Source organism: Paenibacillus sp. 1SOY10, from assembly GCF_056836745.1.
Map to the genome: position 1 here is coordinate 85,510 of NZ_JBXENK010000010.1, position 13,433 is coordinate 98,942.

Annotated in this window: 13 protein-coding genes; 2 read left to right on the forward strand and 11 right to left on the reverse strand. The window is 51.2% G+C overall.

Annotated features, from left to right (window positions below; all coding sequences use genetic code 11):
- Positions 1 to 2: 2 nt before the first annotated feature.
- A complete protein-coding gene (locus tag AC1VOR_RS19340; protein WP_482620256.1) occupies positions 3 to 362 on the reverse strand; it encodes a MerR family transcriptional regulator in 360 nt (119 codons plus the stop codon).
- 102 nt (positions 363 to 464) lie between these two features.
- Between AC1VOR_RS19340 and AC1VOR_RS19345 the strand changes: the two genes are divergently transcribed.
- Positions 465 to 1,175 (forward strand): SDR family NAD(P)-dependent oxidoreductase, encoded by a 711-nt coding sequence (locus AC1VOR_RS19345; RefSeq protein ID WP_482620257.1) that lies wholly within the window; start codon positions 465 to 467, stop codon positions 1,173 to 1,175.
- A 111-nt stretch (positions 1,176 to 1,286) separates the two neighbouring features.
- Here the strand turns inward: AC1VOR_RS19345 and AC1VOR_RS19350 are convergent, their stop codons facing one another.
- Positions 1,287 to 1,454, reverse strand: coding sequence for a CxxH/CxxC protein (locus AC1VOR_RS19350; RefSeq protein WP_082673002.1), 168 nt, complete (start codon positions 1,452 to 1,454; stop codon positions 1,287 to 1,289).
- A 70-nt stretch (positions 1,455 to 1,524) separates the two neighbouring features.
- The gene (locus tag AC1VOR_RS19355) at positions 1,525 to 2,793 is read right to left on the reverse strand and encodes a S1C family serine protease (RefSeq protein WP_482620259.1); all 1,269 of its coding nucleotides are present in this window, start codon (positions 2,791 to 2,793) and stop codon (positions 1,525 to 1,527) included.
- 368 nt (positions 2,794 to 3,161) lie between these two features.
- Between AC1VOR_RS19355 and AC1VOR_RS19360 the strand changes: the two genes are divergently transcribed.
- The gene (locus AC1VOR_RS19360; protein ID WP_059050410.1) at positions 3,162 to 3,368 is read left to right on the forward strand and encodes a hypothetical protein; all 207 of its coding nucleotides are present in this window, start codon (positions 3,162 to 3,164) and stop codon (positions 3,366 to 3,368) included.
- Position 3,369: 1 nt separating this feature from the next.
- Here AC1VOR_RS19360 and AC1VOR_RS19365 read toward each other — a convergent pair whose 3' ends face one another.
- The 8 genes from AC1VOR_RS19365 to AC1VOR_RS19400 all read right to left on the reverse strand — a co-directional run bounded on the left by AC1VOR_RS19365 (position 3,370) and on the right by AC1VOR_RS19400 (position 13,084).
- Entirely contained in the window at positions 3,370 to 4,176 is an 807-nt protein-coding gene (locus AC1VOR_RS19365) for an MBL fold metallo-hydrolase (protein ID WP_059050411.1), read from the reverse strand.
- 9 nt (positions 4,177 to 4,185) lie between these two features.
- Positions 4,186 to 4,935, reverse strand: a complete 750-nt coding sequence (gene yycI, locus AC1VOR_RS19370; protein WP_482620261.1) for a two-component system regulatory protein YycI — start codon at positions 4,933 to 4,935, stop codon at positions 4,186 to 4,188.
- A 27-nt stretch (positions 4,936 to 4,962) separates the two neighbouring features.
- The gene (locus AC1VOR_RS19375) at positions 4,963 to 6,276 is read right to left on the reverse strand and encodes a YycH family regulatory protein (protein ID WP_482620262.1); all 1,314 of its coding nucleotides are present in this window, start codon (positions 6,274 to 6,276) and stop codon (positions 4,963 to 4,965) included.
- Positions 6,273 to 8,099 (reverse strand): cell wall metabolism sensor histidine kinase WalK, encoded by a 1,827-nt coding sequence (gene walK / locus AC1VOR_RS19380; RefSeq protein ID WP_482620264.1) that lies wholly within the window; start codon positions 8,097 to 8,099, stop codon positions 6,273 to 6,275. The genes AC1VOR_RS19375 and walK overlap by 4 nt, the downstream gene beginning before the upstream one ends.
- A 1-nt stretch (position 8,100) precedes the next feature.
- Entirely contained in the window at positions 8,101 to 8,817 is a 717-nt protein-coding gene (gene yycF, locus AC1VOR_RS19385; protein WP_018750404.1) for a response regulator YycF, read from the reverse strand.
- A 163-nt stretch (positions 8,818 to 8,980) separates the two neighbouring features.
- On the reverse strand, positions 8,981 to 10,534 hold the full coding sequence (locus AC1VOR_RS19390; RefSeq protein ID WP_482620266.1) for a peptidoglycan DD-metalloendopeptidase family protein: 1,554 nt from the start codon (positions 10,532 to 10,534) through the stop codon (positions 8,981 to 8,983).
- Positions 10,535 to 10,743: 209 nt separating this feature from the next.
- Positions 10,744 to 11,400, reverse strand: coding sequence for a hypothetical protein (locus AC1VOR_RS19395; RefSeq protein WP_482620268.1), 657 nt, complete (start codon positions 11,398 to 11,400; stop codon positions 10,744 to 10,746).
- Positions 11,401 to 11,797: 397 nt separating this feature from the next.
- Complete coding sequence (locus AC1VOR_RS19400; RefSeq protein ID WP_482620270.1) at positions 11,798 to 13,084, reverse strand: adenylosuccinate synthase; 1,287 nt, start codon at positions 13,082 to 13,084, stop codon at positions 11,798 to 11,800.
- Positions 13,085 to 13,433: the final 349 nt, after the last annotated feature.

Consider the following 13,433-nt stretch of genomic DNA (forward strand, 5'->3'; position numbering starts at 1 on the left):
GTCTAGTAATTCTCCCCGCGATAATAACGTTCTAGCTTTTCCTCCAAATGAACAAGCTGAGCCTGCTTCTCCTTGATATCATCCTGCAATTTTTGCTTCTGTTGTTCGATTAACTGGATTCTTTCGGGGAGCGTTGAAGTACCTGCCTGAACCTTGTCATAATAGTTCTTGATATGCTCCACACTCATGCCCGTCTCACGAAGACACTTTATAAATACGAGCCAGTTCAGCTCATGCTCCGTGTAAAGACGGTTATTTTGTTTGCTTCGGGCCGCCGGCTCCAGCAATCCTTTCCTTTCATAAAAACGAATGGCTCCAATGTTCAATCCAACTTCTTTAGCTACTTCCCCAATGGTTAACATTCGAACTCCTCATCCATAGCAAAATTTAGTGTTGACCTATACTAAGTGTAGCATAGTAACTTATAAATCAGAAAAACAAATAATATAGAAAGAGGGATTTAAATGACCCAAACTGCCTTTGTCACTGGTGCGAATAAAGGAATTGGACTTGAAATAGTGAAGCAACTAGGGGAAGCTGGGTGGAAAGTGATTCTTGGCTCCCGTAGCGCCGAGCGAGGTGAAGCAGCAGCGGCTAAATTGACGGCCCAAGGCCTGAACGTGGACTGGATTCAAATCGATATGACAGATGCGAAGAGTATTGAATCAGCATCAGACAAAATCACCAACACTTATCCTGACTTCGCGCTATTAATCAACAACGCCGGTATGCCAGGGGCATTCTCCAGTTCCTTTACGGAGACCCGGGAAGAGGATTTACGCAATGCCTTTGAGGTTAATTTCTTCGGTACTTTCCGTCTGAATCAGCGTTTATTTCCTATAATCAAGAAAAATGAAGGTACCATAGTGAATGTATCCACGGACATGGCTTCTCTGGACCATTTGCAAAATGCCGAATTTACCCTTAATGCTTTTGATTATAACTCCTCAAAAGCAGCCAACAACGCGATGACTCTCTCCATGGCTTATGAAGCCAGAAGTACAGGAGCTCAAGTGTTTGCCGTTACGCCAGGCTTTACCACCACAGACCTGAATGGAAACGCTCCAGGTGGCAAATCCAAGCAAGCGGCAGCGGCTATTATCGTGGGTTACGCTATCGATGGCCAACGACATAATGGTGAATTTCTGAATGAAAAAGGGATTTACCCTTGGTAAAAATAATGCCCTTAAATCAAAACGGACCGTTGACAATCATCGGTCCGCTCCTTTTACTTACTATACGCCCTGCCGAGTTCGGCTTACTTCATTCCTGCTTCAACCCGGTTCCTACACCACCAGAAACCGCGCTTCGCACTGGCATTCCTGACATTTCACGGGTGGCTCCCAGTCAATAAACTTCGTGTGCTCTAGATCAACTACATCCGGGGCCTCTTCAAATTCATCCACGAACATATCAATCGCCAGTTCTACATGATCCTTGCATACCACATACATACCTTCAAGCATCCTTTCTATTTACCCAACCAAGCTATTGCCATTCACCTATATGATAACGGACAGGCGCTTACCTCTCCTCATCCAGCCCATCGTTAATTTCTTGATCCGACGGCTTGTCGGACAGCTTCATCGTCACCTTCTGCGCTTCACCGTCCCGATAATACGTCACTTCCAGATCCTCGCCGATCTTCTTGTGTTCATACAGATAGCGCCGCAATTCCCTTGTAGATTTGATCGGCTGCTTATCAAGCTGCGTAATCACATCATTCAGCTTCAGTCCCGCATCCTTCGCTGGACCATGGGCTTCAAGCACAATGACTCCCGAGGTAACGTGGCTTGGCAGCTTCATATCGTCTCGTTGCTCTTCGCTGAGCGGAGAATACGGGTTGTTCAAATCCAGCGTATACACCCCAACATAAGGTCGCACGACCTTGCCATGCAAGAGCAGATCGTCAACCGTTCTCATAACATCATTGACCGGAATCGCGAATCCAAGCCCTTCCACACCCGTATCTGAAATCTTCATCGTATTAATCCCGATGAGCTTGCCGTTCAAATCCACCAGTGCACCGCCGCTGTTGCCTTCGTTAATGGCTGCATCGGTCTGGATGACCTCCTGCTCCCAGTCATATACGCCGTCCTGATTAATGGACACCGGAATCATGCGGTTCGTATAGCTTACAATGCCCGAGGTCAACGTCCCCCCCAGCCCCAGCGGATTGCCGACGGCAATCACCGTCTCTCCTGCCCGAAGCTTTCCGGAGTCGCCCAACTCAATCACCGAATTAATCCCATAGTCATCGACTTCCAGCACGGCGATATCGTTGATCGCATCCTCACCGCTCACCTTGGCATCCCGAGAGCTTCCGTCACTGGTCACGATCTCCAAATCATCGGAACCACTGATGACATGGGTATTCGTAATGATATACGCCTTACCCTTCTCCTTCTTGAAGATCACGCCAGAGCCAAGTGCTGCCTGCGACGGATCACTCATCGACAGCTCATTATGATTCAGAATACTGACGACAGACGGGGCCACTTTGGCCGCTGCCGCACTGATACGCTGATAAGGATCGAGACCTGCAGAAGCGTCTGTCGACGCATTATGTCTTGAGGTAGAGGAAGGAACTCCCGTAATCAGGCTGAACAACAGCACGGCAACCACCGCGCTCAAAAGGGAAGAGATCAAGGAGATTTGCAGCGTGGACAGCCCCCGTCTTGGCCTGTGCCCCGGAGCCCCGCTCAGCCAGCGTCGCCGGCCGCCGCCCTCGGACATGCGCACGCGCCGTCCAGGTACCTTGGTGGAATAAAAATCATCGTCAAACAATCCCATCTCTACACTCTCCCTCCATAACTCTACCCCAAATATCCGGCGACCATCCTTTGTAGTTCACATCCCTGAAAGCAACGGTCCCCTTCAACTGTATGTCGGTATGGCAAAGCCATATTCACGCGTTTTTCACCTAATTCTTATAACGCCATGAACTGCGTAGATGTTGCCATCTTGCCGGGAAGTTTTGCAGCTTTTTTTCCGAACATTGGAATGTTTGACTTGATTACGGACTACACTAATATTAACGCGATAGATTGATAGATTTATCTTACCATATTTCGGTGGATTCGAATCATTTTTCAAGCAGAGAAATTTCGGGAATTTCTCCCTGTACGCTAATCAAAAAAAGCCCCCTAAGGAGGTCAACCATGGATTACTATTCCACACCAATGAACGAAGTTAATTTGCTAGCCAAGCTAGCGGACATGAAGGAAGAACATTACCATCAGTGGCTAACCCTGAGCGCCATGATGGAACTGCTGGTGGAGAAGGGGATTCTGACCCGTGAGGAAATAGATAAGAAGGCGCGAGAAATCGACGGGTTCCTGACCCCTCCGCCATATCCTACGGTCTAAGCTACCGCTCGTTTAACACATCCCACGCCGTCGGACGGTCATAGTAGGTCTCGCAAAGCTTGAATTCGCTATCCTTATAGAAGCAACCCCGATCCTCCATGGCTCCGCGCACAGACATCTTGGCCAGATCGAGAATATTATGCTCGCGGCTAAGATGGGCCAGATACACCCGCTTCAACCGGCCATTCAATATCTCGCTCATCAGTTCCCCGGTAGCCTCGTTGGACAAATGCCCCAGATCGCCGAGAATCCGACGCTTGATGTTCCACGGGTAACGTCCCATGCGAAGCATCTCGATATCGTGATTAGCCTCCAGCACCAGGACATCGGCATCGCCAATGGATTCCTTGACTTTATCACTGGCATAACCCAGATCGGTGCACACGCTAAGCTTCTCCTTGCCGTCGTAGAAGTTATAGCCTACGGGTTCGGCAGCATCATGGGAGATGGCAAAGGATTCTACCCGCAAGGAGCCAAAATCCCGCACCTCTCCCGTCCCCAGCACACAGCGCTGCTCATCGGCCAGGGCTCCAACCGCCTTCTCCATCGCCATCCAGGTCTTCTCGTTCGCATACACCGGAAGCTGGTATTTCCGCGCTACCGCACCCAGACCCTTGATATGGTCGGAATGCTCATGCGTAATCAGAATGCCGTCCAATTGTTGCCCGGTCATCCCCCGCTCCTGCATCAACTCGTCGATACGCTTGGCGCTGAAGCCCGCATCGATCATTAAGGTCGTCTCCCCATTGTTCACCAGTGTCGCATTCCCTGTCGAACCACTCGACAGTACCGAAAACCGTATCCCCATGTTCTCCCATTACTCCTTCGTCTTCTCTGTGTTCGGACTAATCACGTCCCCGCTGATGCCCTGCACATAATACTCCGTGCCATTCTCCAACATGAAGCGCCAGGCGGGTGCCGCCGGCAAATGGGCATCCGAGTCAAATAGCTCCCCGTAATACCCTAGTTCTACCTCGGTCACCACTGAACCCTCCGGCAGGAAATTCTCTACCAGATTACCCAGTGCCTTGGAGGCCGACAGCACTCGCTGGGGCTTCTCCTCCTCCGGATAGGTGATTTCGATCGCCTGAAGCTGGTATGAGATCATCTTCTGATTGCTGTTGAACAGCTTCAGCTCAATCTTGAACAACGGCCATTTGCCATCAACCAATGGATGAAGCACGAACACCTCCGAGCTACTCGCCACCTCATCGTACCGATAGCTCTCGATCCCGGGTAAGCTGTCCTTCAGCGCCGCCGTCAAGTCGCGCGGGGAGAAGATCAGCTTGCTATCCACCGGGGTGGGCAACTCCGTCAGCTTGCCCTGCTGCCCGCCATTGATGAACCGATAGGCAATCTTCGGCAACTCTGGTGACTCATTTGGGATTTTGGCCAGGACGCGAATTTGTTTCTCATCCATCGCCCTTTGCGTGTTATTCTCCAGAGCCGTGATGTCCAGACTGGAGTCGGCCTGTTCGCGTAGATCATTCCATAGCTGATAGCCCAGCACCAGATTTAGCAGCAGAAAAGCATAGATCAACACATTTTTTGCCCGACCCCAATCCATAATCCGTCCCCTTTCTTCATACTCGTTCTAGGATTCAACCGAACTCACAGGTAGTACCCTGGTCGCTCCATTGCCCAGTTCAACCACCCACATCGGCTTCAGCAACAAGCCCTGATCAGTGAGCGATGGCACATACGCCGGATATAACCGGGCGATACGCGCCTCCTCCTTCAGCTTGGTAAGCTGTTCTCGCAGCGGCTGGCCACCTGGCAAGGAGACCACCTGCTTCTCCCAACCTTCGCCCGCATCATAGATCAACGACCGCTCATAGCCGGTAATCGTGCCTTGACGCACCTCCAGAGAGATGACTCCGTAATGGAATGCCGCCAAGTCCAGGATGGGAAAAGCACCCGAAGGTCCTGTGCCATAATACTGCTGGAACACCACCCGCTGCTGGTTGCCTCCGGCTCCATCATTCATCTGCTCCAAGCGGTATTTACCGTTCCATCCACCATGCTGATTAACAAAATCAACGGCCGACAGCACGTTTTTACTTGGAGAATTCTCTCCCGCCGAAGGCGCCGCCGGATCGGTATAGTTGATCCAGTTCCGGTCCTGTCTGACCTGAAGACTGCGCTTGCCGTCGGTATAAATTTCGGAGCCGTCCTTCTCGCGGATGTAACGGGTGATACTTGGGTCAAAAAACAAGCTCCGCTGCATCTGCTCCGTCGAGTATAGCCCGATACCCAGGCCCGCCTGCACCATATCCACCGCTTGCTCGGGAAGGTAGTACCCTTCCTCCAGCGTATACGGCACCCAATCCTTACCGAAGTCTACCTGTTGCTGCACATCCTGCATCGTCAAGTCAGCCTTGGTCGCCTCATACACCACATCGCCGCGCGAGCTAAAGAAGAAGACACGCACCTGATCCTCGGTTCCCGTGTTGTAGATCAGGAGCCGATTAATACTCTCCGCGTCAAATAGCGGATCGGAAGCGATCTGCATTACACGCTGTAGCAATCCAATCGGAACACCGCCGCCGAACTCCAACTCTACGCCAATATTTTGGCTGCGGATTTCCGTCCAGTTGACATTATCCACCGCATAACGCTGGAACCCGTCGAACTGGCGCCCTTTTAGCCGCGAATAAATTAAATTGTAGAACGTAGAATCGGGATAGAACAACGTGTGCTTCCCCTCGCCCATATGCACCGCAATTTGCGCCGGGAACAGCATCGTCTCCGCCTCCAGCGAGGCCCCCATATTCTCCGTACGAATGTAGTCATTCTCCGTCTTAACCACCGGGTTGCTCCCTGGGAGCTGATAGATCAGAAAATAGCTTTGTACCAGGCTGCACACGACCAGCAAAGCCAGCGCCAGCGATTTAATCTTCTCCTTCATCGCGTCTCGCCCCCTTGCTTCTGCATCGGCAACGTAAAGGTTACTCTCGTACCCTTGCCAAAGTCGGATTGCAGGGAAATGGCTCCACCATGAGCCTTCACAATTTCCCGGGCAATCGACAGGCCTAATCCAGTGCCACCCATATTGCGCGAACGAGCCTTGTCCACCCGGTAGAAGCGTTCAAATATCCGGTCCAGATCCTTCTTCGGAATGCCAATACCGTTATCCTGCACAGAAATAGCCAACTGGCGATCCTCCGTCATACGTGCCTCCAAGGCAATCGTACCGCCTTCCGGCGTGTACTTCATTGCATTGGAGATCAGGTTGTCCAGCACCTGGTCAATCTGATCCCTGTCCATGAGGACCGCCTCCACGTCACTGGCGACAAAGAGCGTGGGCTTGATATCCTTCTCCTGCATTTGAAAAGAAAACCGATCCGCCACTTCCTCCAGCATCTCCATGATATTGGCCGGCTGCTTGCGTAGTTCCGCCTCTTGCGAATCAAGACGCGACAGATGCAGCAGATCGGTCACCAGACGAATCATCCGCTCCGTCTGGTTCTGGATGACCGATACGAAGCGTGGTCCCAGCTCTGTATCTTCCATCGCACCGTCCTCGAGCGCCTCCGTGTAGCTCTTGATTGTCGTCAGCGGCGTGCGTAGCTCATGCGATACGTTCGCCACGAACTCCCGCCGCGAGGCCTCCAGCTTCTCCTGCTCGGTGACGTCCTGAAGCACGGCAATCGTCCCGATGATGCCGAATTCCCGCCGATGAATCGGCGTGAAGGTCACGCGGATCAGCAGCAATCCGCCATCAGGTGCATCGTTCTCCAGCAACGCCGAATGCATCGTGCCTTGCTCTAACACACTGCGCTCTTCCTCAGGCAAATGCAGTAGCGAAATAATGTCCGTTCCAATGGCTGGTTGATCATCTACCCGCAGAATTTCACCAGCGCGCCGATTCATTAGTATGACCCGGCCATGCTCGTCCGTCGCGATCACACCATCGCTCATATTGGTCAGAATCGAAGCCAACTTCTCCTTCTCTTCCTCATTTTGAGCCAGCGCATCGCGCAAACGGCTGGTCATATAGTTAAAGGCCTTGCTAAGCTGCCCGATCTCATCATTGCCCAGCACAGGCATCTTCTGCTGGAACTCCCCTTCCGCAACCGCTGTAGCCCGCCGGGTCAACTCCTTGATTGGCGAGGTAATCGTATGGGCTAGAATGACGCCCAGCACCGCCGTCAGGCCCAACGCCAGCAGGATACCGGAAATAAAGATATTATTAATCCGCTCCATCGTACTGTACAAATCGCTCATGGAGGCCGCTATGTAGATGGCACCGACGATTTTTCCGCCGCTGGTAACTGGCTTGGCTACCACCTTCTTGCGCACGTTGTCCTCATCGATGATATATTCCTCGTTATCGCGAATCCCTTGCAGCGCCCGACTGACCACGGTCTGCGTATTCTTCGTCCCCACATAATCCGCATGGGAGGGCTTGGAGGTCGTCAGCACCTTGCCGCTGGCGTCCAGCACCTGAATCTCCGCGCCATTGATATTGAACAAATTGTTCACCAGCACGCGCAAATTCTCCAGCGATTCCTCCGCCGAATCTCCCGTGACCCCCAGGTTCTGTGCAGCCAGGACCGAAAGTAACTCCGCCCGTTCCTGCAACTCCTTCGTGAAATTGCTGGTTAGCGAAGTCTTCATCGCGCTCACAAAATAAACCCCGATCAACTGCATCGCAATCAGGATCAGCAGCACGTACACGATAATCAGCTTGGCCTGGATCGTACGAACGAAGGAGGACAAAAAATTCATGCTAGAATACCCCCGCCTTGGAGCTACGCATCATATACCCCAAGCCGCGCCGGGTAAGAATATACTCGGGCTTGCTCGGGTCGTCCTCAATCTTCTCGCGCAAGCGACGAATCGTGACATCCACGGTGCGAACATCACCGAAATACTCAAACCCCCATACGGCCTGAAGCAAATGCTCCCGGGTCATCACCTTGCCCGCGTTCTTGACCAGGTAATGCACCAGCTCGAATTCCCGGTGCGTCAAATCCAGCGGCTCTCCATTCTTGTGAACCGTATACATATCCGTATCTATGAACAACTCGAACAGGCTGATGCCCTGTCTCGCTTCTTCCGTACCTTCTACTTCCGTCTGCTTCTGCTGACGTCGCAAATGCGCCTTCACCCGGGCCAGCAGCTCACGCGTACTAAAGGGCTTGGTCACATAATCATCGGCCCCCAGCTCAAGACCCAGCACCTTGTCGATTTCCCCATCCTTGGCTGTCAGCATGATGATCGGGGTTTGCAGCTTGGCACGCACCTCGCGGCACACATCCATCCCGTCCTTGCCGGGCAACATCAAATCTAGCAGGATCAAGTCAGGCTGCTCGGAGAAAGCCAATTCCACGGCCTCAATACCGTCAAAGGCAAGTACAACCTCGTAGCCCTCTTTTTCGAGATTAAATTTCAATATATCCGCAATAGGTTTCTCATCATCCACTACTAAAATTTTACCTTGCATGATCCAGTTCACCCCAAACTTTCAGCCATGGCTTGTTATCCCTCTATCTTACCATAATCGAAGCGGCATCAGCTAACCAAGCTATAATAGAAAAAAAGCCCGACCCAGCCATTCCGTTCCCATAGGATGCGGAGGTGCTGAGCCAAGCTTAGTCATTCCAGATCTATAGATATTTCAATGGATTTTGCACACTGCCATCCTCGTGAATCTCAAAGTGCAAGTGAGTGCCGGTAGAGCGTCCCGTATTGCCCATAACGCCAATCTTCTCGCCCTTCTCGACGACTTGCCCCTTCTCCACATTGAACTCTTTCAAATGACCATATAATGTTTCATAGCCGTTCTTGTGGTCTATAATAATTACATTACCGTATCCGGATTTGGTGCCCACATAAGACACAACACCATCATCGGCTGCCAAAATACTCTTGTTTGAAGATACCAAGTCGATTCCTTTATGAGTCCGGCCCCAACGTTGCCCGTAACTGCTGGTCATCTTGGCGCTGAGTACCGGCCAGGCAAACTGTCCGCTACCTTCGCCCAATACAACCTTGGTTCCCTTCATCACGATCTTCGGTGACGAGGGCTCGATGACTTCTTGTCCTAGCCACTCCTCGTCCACCAGCAAGCCGTTCTCCTTGGTCACCCGGTATTCCATCATCTTGAGTCCGCTTGTTCCAAGGGAGATCACCTTAATCTCGCCAGCACGCATCTCGGGGTTCGTCTGTACAACGACCTGAGGTTCCGTGATGATCTCTTCCGTAATTCGCTCAACGGAACGCACCGTAAGTGCCGGTTGTACGGCCTTCACATTCAAGACCGTCCCGATTTGCAACGTCCGTTCCTGTATACCAGGATTGGCTGCGAACAAATCCGCTTGGGACACGTCAAATCGGGCTGCGATCGACGAGATCGTATCCCCTTCATGCACCTCATATTGTACGGCCTTCTCGCCACCTTCAAGAATAAGCTGCGCCGCTTCTTCGGGGCTCATGACCCGGTCAGGACTTACCTTGACGGCTGCCTGCTTCACTTCTTCGTTAATTACCGCCGATTCCAGTTCGGCTCCGGTCGACTTGACCTTATTATTACTAGCCGCTTTGCCCCCCGTACGTTGAACCTTTGCGGCCAGCGTATTGGTGCTATCCTGCAAATAAGGAATATAATTACCCTTCACCTGCTGCAGAACCTCTTGCACCGCAGCCGGGTCCTTAACGACAGCTACAACCTCACCATCAACCTTGAGCTCCATACCCTTGGCATAACCCGTTAACTTGCTGTACAGCGTATTCATCGTCGACTCAGCATCAATATCCGCCTTATAGGCTTCTTCCGGCTTCGTAGTAATAACTTCGGTGTTAACCACCATATTCACGTCCGGATATTTCTCCTGGTATTCCCGTTCTTTCCGCTCAATGACGGCTTGCAGTTGTGATTCACTCATGATAGCGCCCATATCCTGGCCGCCCAGGAATACCCGGTAATAAGATACCGTGTTCGCCTTCACATACTGCTGACCACCCAGATACACCGTGCCAGCAATCAATACAACAGCGGCTCCGGCAATTATAACCTTACGATATTTGAAGAACGAAGCCACGTTCACCCGTTCTTTGAATTTGGACATCTGTGAACCGTTCTCGGAGCGGCCATGTTTTCCTTGTGCAGAAACATCGCTTTTACGCCATAACCGCCAACCTTTTCCCGTAAAACCTTTCATACCGATCTCCTTTTCCTACTCGACTCTATTCGACATCAAATAGTTTCAAAATTTTAACCTTTAATCGCTATTTAACTTTACCATAGGCGGACAACCGATTTCAACCACTGGTAAAAATACTAAAAACCCGCATAACCATGCGGGTTCAGCGCTGTTTTGGCCCCTTGGCGCAAACAGAGAAAAAATTTACAGTTGTGTGAATGGCTTCCCTATTCTTTTAACATCTCGATAACTTTCGCATATTCCGCCTTATCCAGATGCTTGGACAGAATTTGTTCAATGTTAATCATTTCTGTCTCCGTCAAGCCACCCTCCAGTGCATTAGTCAACTGTTGCATGTCTTCCTGCGGTAGCTTGGACATAAGGATCGCAAAGATCTCTTCCTTCTCCTGATCAGGCAAATCATCCTTCTTCGCCACCAGATCATCCGGAGTCACTATCACTTGATTATCCTGGGCCAGGGCATCTCCTCCTGCCTCCAGCTCGCCCATGACTGGCAAAGCCCCATCCGGTGCTGTTCCATTAGTCTCGTCCGTCTGCGGCTCGGTATTCTCACCTTGGTGAGGGTCATCGGTAACGGCAGTCCCGCCCGGATTGACTTCATTGTTCCCGCCGCCTGCTGCATTTCCCTGCTGGTCAGACTGGTTATCGGGGGGCGACTGCCCCCCGCCCAGGCCCAGCATGCCCTTCATCATACTTCCCAGACTGGGAGCTTGCCCGGTCACGGGTAGATTATAGCTGCCTAGCAAGGACTGAACATATGAATTGACCACATAGCCTGTCGTCGCCATAGTTAATACACTGACTGCAACCACTGTCGCACCCAATTTTAATAGCCAGCCGATCCATTTCATAAATCGCATCATGATGCCTCCTTCTGCCTTGTCACTATCACGTACTCTATCTCTCCTCAGTATGGACGGAGATGCACGATTTCAACCTTGCGACCGCAGAAGTAGCGCAGAAAAAAACCGCCCCAAGCGGGATATTGCCATCCTGCCGAAGCGGTAATCGATAGATTTTATATAACTATAATGTATTGGCTCAAAACCGAAATCAGTGCCTGCCAGGAGACTATGAAGCATTGCGGGTTCGTAGGGTTCTTCCAATCGCTGCCCCTCATGGATTTCTCTAATTCAATAAATTCTTATAAGGTTGAAATCCATTCGCAAAGGCGACCACTTCGTTTCTCCAGAATCCCTACGACCCTCCATAGCATAGATGCCTGTTGTCCAACACTGATTTCTAGATTGAGCCAATAAATTATTCGTAAATTGGCAGTACCGGGTTGGTTTGACTGCGGTTGCGGCCGACAGAGAAGATGGCAATCGGTACGCCCGTCAGTTCAGCTACCCGCTCTACGTAATAACGGGTTGTAGCTGGCAGATCCTCCAGTGTCTTGACTTCGGAGATATCCTCGCTCCAGCCTGGCATTTCTTCGTAGACGGCTTCACATTCAGCAAGCATTTTCAGACTAGCCGGGTAATTCGTAATAATTTCGCCGCGATATTTGTAGCCGGTGCAGATCTTGACCGTCTTCAAGCCGGTCAGTACATCCAGCGAGTTCAGCGACAAGCCAGTCAGACCGCTGACCCGGCGCGTATGGCGCACGACAACACTGTCGAACCAACCTACCCGGCGCGGACGTCCTGTCACTGTGCCATATTCATGGCCCGTTTCCCGAATCAGATCGCCGATTTCGTCGTTCAATTCTGTCGGGAAGGGTCCATCGCCCACGCGAGTCGTGTAGGCCTTGGCTACACCGATGATTTGGTGAATCTTCGTCGGTCCCACACCGGACCCATTACATACGCCGCCCGCAGACGGGTTGGAAGAGGTAACGAACGGATAAGTACCTTGGTCGATATCGAGCATCACCCCTTGCGCTCCCTCGAACAGTACCTTTTCATTAGCATCAATCGCCTCGTTGAGAACTACCGAAGTATCCGCCACATAAGGACGAATAAACTCGGCATATTCCAAATACTGCTTCAGCACCAGCTCTACATCCAGCGGTTCCCCGCCATAGACCTGCTCAATAAGGTGATTCTTTTCTTTCATAATGTGGCGAAGCTTCATTTCGAATTCCTCAGGGTCCATCAGGTCAGCGATCCGGATGCCGCTACGAGCAGCCTTGTCCATATACGCCGGGCCAATCCCTTTACGAGTTGTACCAATCTTATTGTCACCCTTGCGATCTTCCTCCAAGGCATCCAGTACCAGATGATAGGGCAAGATCACATGCGCACGGTCGCTGATTAGCAAATTCTTCGCGCTGAAGCCGTTCTCTTCCACATATTTGATCTCTTCAATCAAGGCAGCCGGATTAACAACCACCCCATTGCCGATGATGCAGCGTTTATCTTTATTGAAGATACCTGACGGAATCAAGGTAAGCTTGTACTTCTTGCCATCGATAAGAATGGTGTGACCGGCATTATTACCGCCTTGATAACGGGCCACCACATCTGCGCTGTCCGCCAGAAAATCCGTGATTTTACCTTTACCTTCGTCTCCCCATTGTGTTCCCACAACGACTACCGTTGACATGTACATTCCCCCGCATGGTGCGTCAGGCACCTATATTTGAGTATTTGAGCATTGCAAAAGTCAGCCTGAGGTTCGCATCCCGCAAATCCCCGGCCGATACTACTTCCCGGACTGCTAAAAGTATAATCATAGACAGCAACCACGCACTTCACAGGCACGATTTGCTGTAATGTTGCCGCTTTAACGCAGCAATACCAGTTTAACAGTCTCCTTTTTTAAAGTCAAATCCAAAAACGAACGATTTCAGCTTCATATTTTACAATTGTTCGGAATTGAAACGAATTTATTCCGATAAAAAGAGGAATCTTCATGCCCCCGTTCCTATAGAAGGCCAGGTACGAAGATCCCT

Coding starts and splice junctions, on each gene's coding strand:
- AC1VOR_RS19365 (WP_059050411.1), bottom strand. CDS start 4,176: ATGGGGATACGGTTTTCGGTACTGTCGAGTGGTTCGACAGGGAATGCG.
- AC1VOR_RS19350 (WP_082673002.1), bottom strand. CDS start 1,454: ATGTATGTGGTATGCAAGGATCATGTAGAACTGGCGATTGATATGTTC.
- walK (WP_482620264.1), bottom strand. CDS start 8,099: ATGAATTTTTTGTCCTCCTTCGTTCGTACGATCCAGGCCAAGCTGATT.
- AC1VOR_RS19345 (WP_482620257.1), top strand. CDS start 465: ATGACCCAAACTGCCTTTGTCACTGGTGCGAATAAAGGAATTGGACTT.
- AC1VOR_RS19375 (WP_482620262.1), bottom strand. CDS start 6,276: ATGAAGGAGAAGATTAAATCGCTGGCGCTGGCTTTGCTGGTCGTGTGC.
- AC1VOR_RS19395 (WP_482620268.1), bottom strand. CDS start 11,400: ATGATGCGATTTATGAAATGGATCGGCTGGCTATTAAAATTGGGTGCG.
- yycI (WP_482620261.1), bottom strand. CDS start 4,935: ATGGATTGGGGTCGGGCAAAAAATGTGTTGATCTATGCTTTTCTGCTG.
- AC1VOR_RS19360 (WP_059050410.1), top strand. CDS start 3,162: ATGGATTACTATTCCACACCAATGAACGAAGTTAATTTGCTAGCCAAG.
- AC1VOR_RS19390 (WP_482620266.1), bottom strand. CDS start 10,534: ATGAAAGGTTTTACGGGAAAAGGTTGGCGGTTATGGCGTAAAAGCGAT.
- AC1VOR_RS19340 (WP_482620256.1), bottom strand. CDS start 362: ATGTTAACCATTGGGGAAGTAGCTAAAGAAGTTGGATTGAACATTGGA.
- AC1VOR_RS19400 (WP_482620270.1), bottom strand. CDS start 13,084: ATGTCAACGGTAGTCGTTGTGGGAACACAATGGGGAGACGAAGGTAAA.
- AC1VOR_RS19355 (WP_482620259.1), bottom strand. CDS start 2,793: ATGGGATTGTTTGACGATGATTTTTATTCCACCAAGGTACCTGGACGG.
- yycF (WP_018750404.1), bottom strand. CDS start 8,817: ATGCAAGGTAAAATTTTAGTAGTGGATGATGAGAAACCTATTGCGGAT.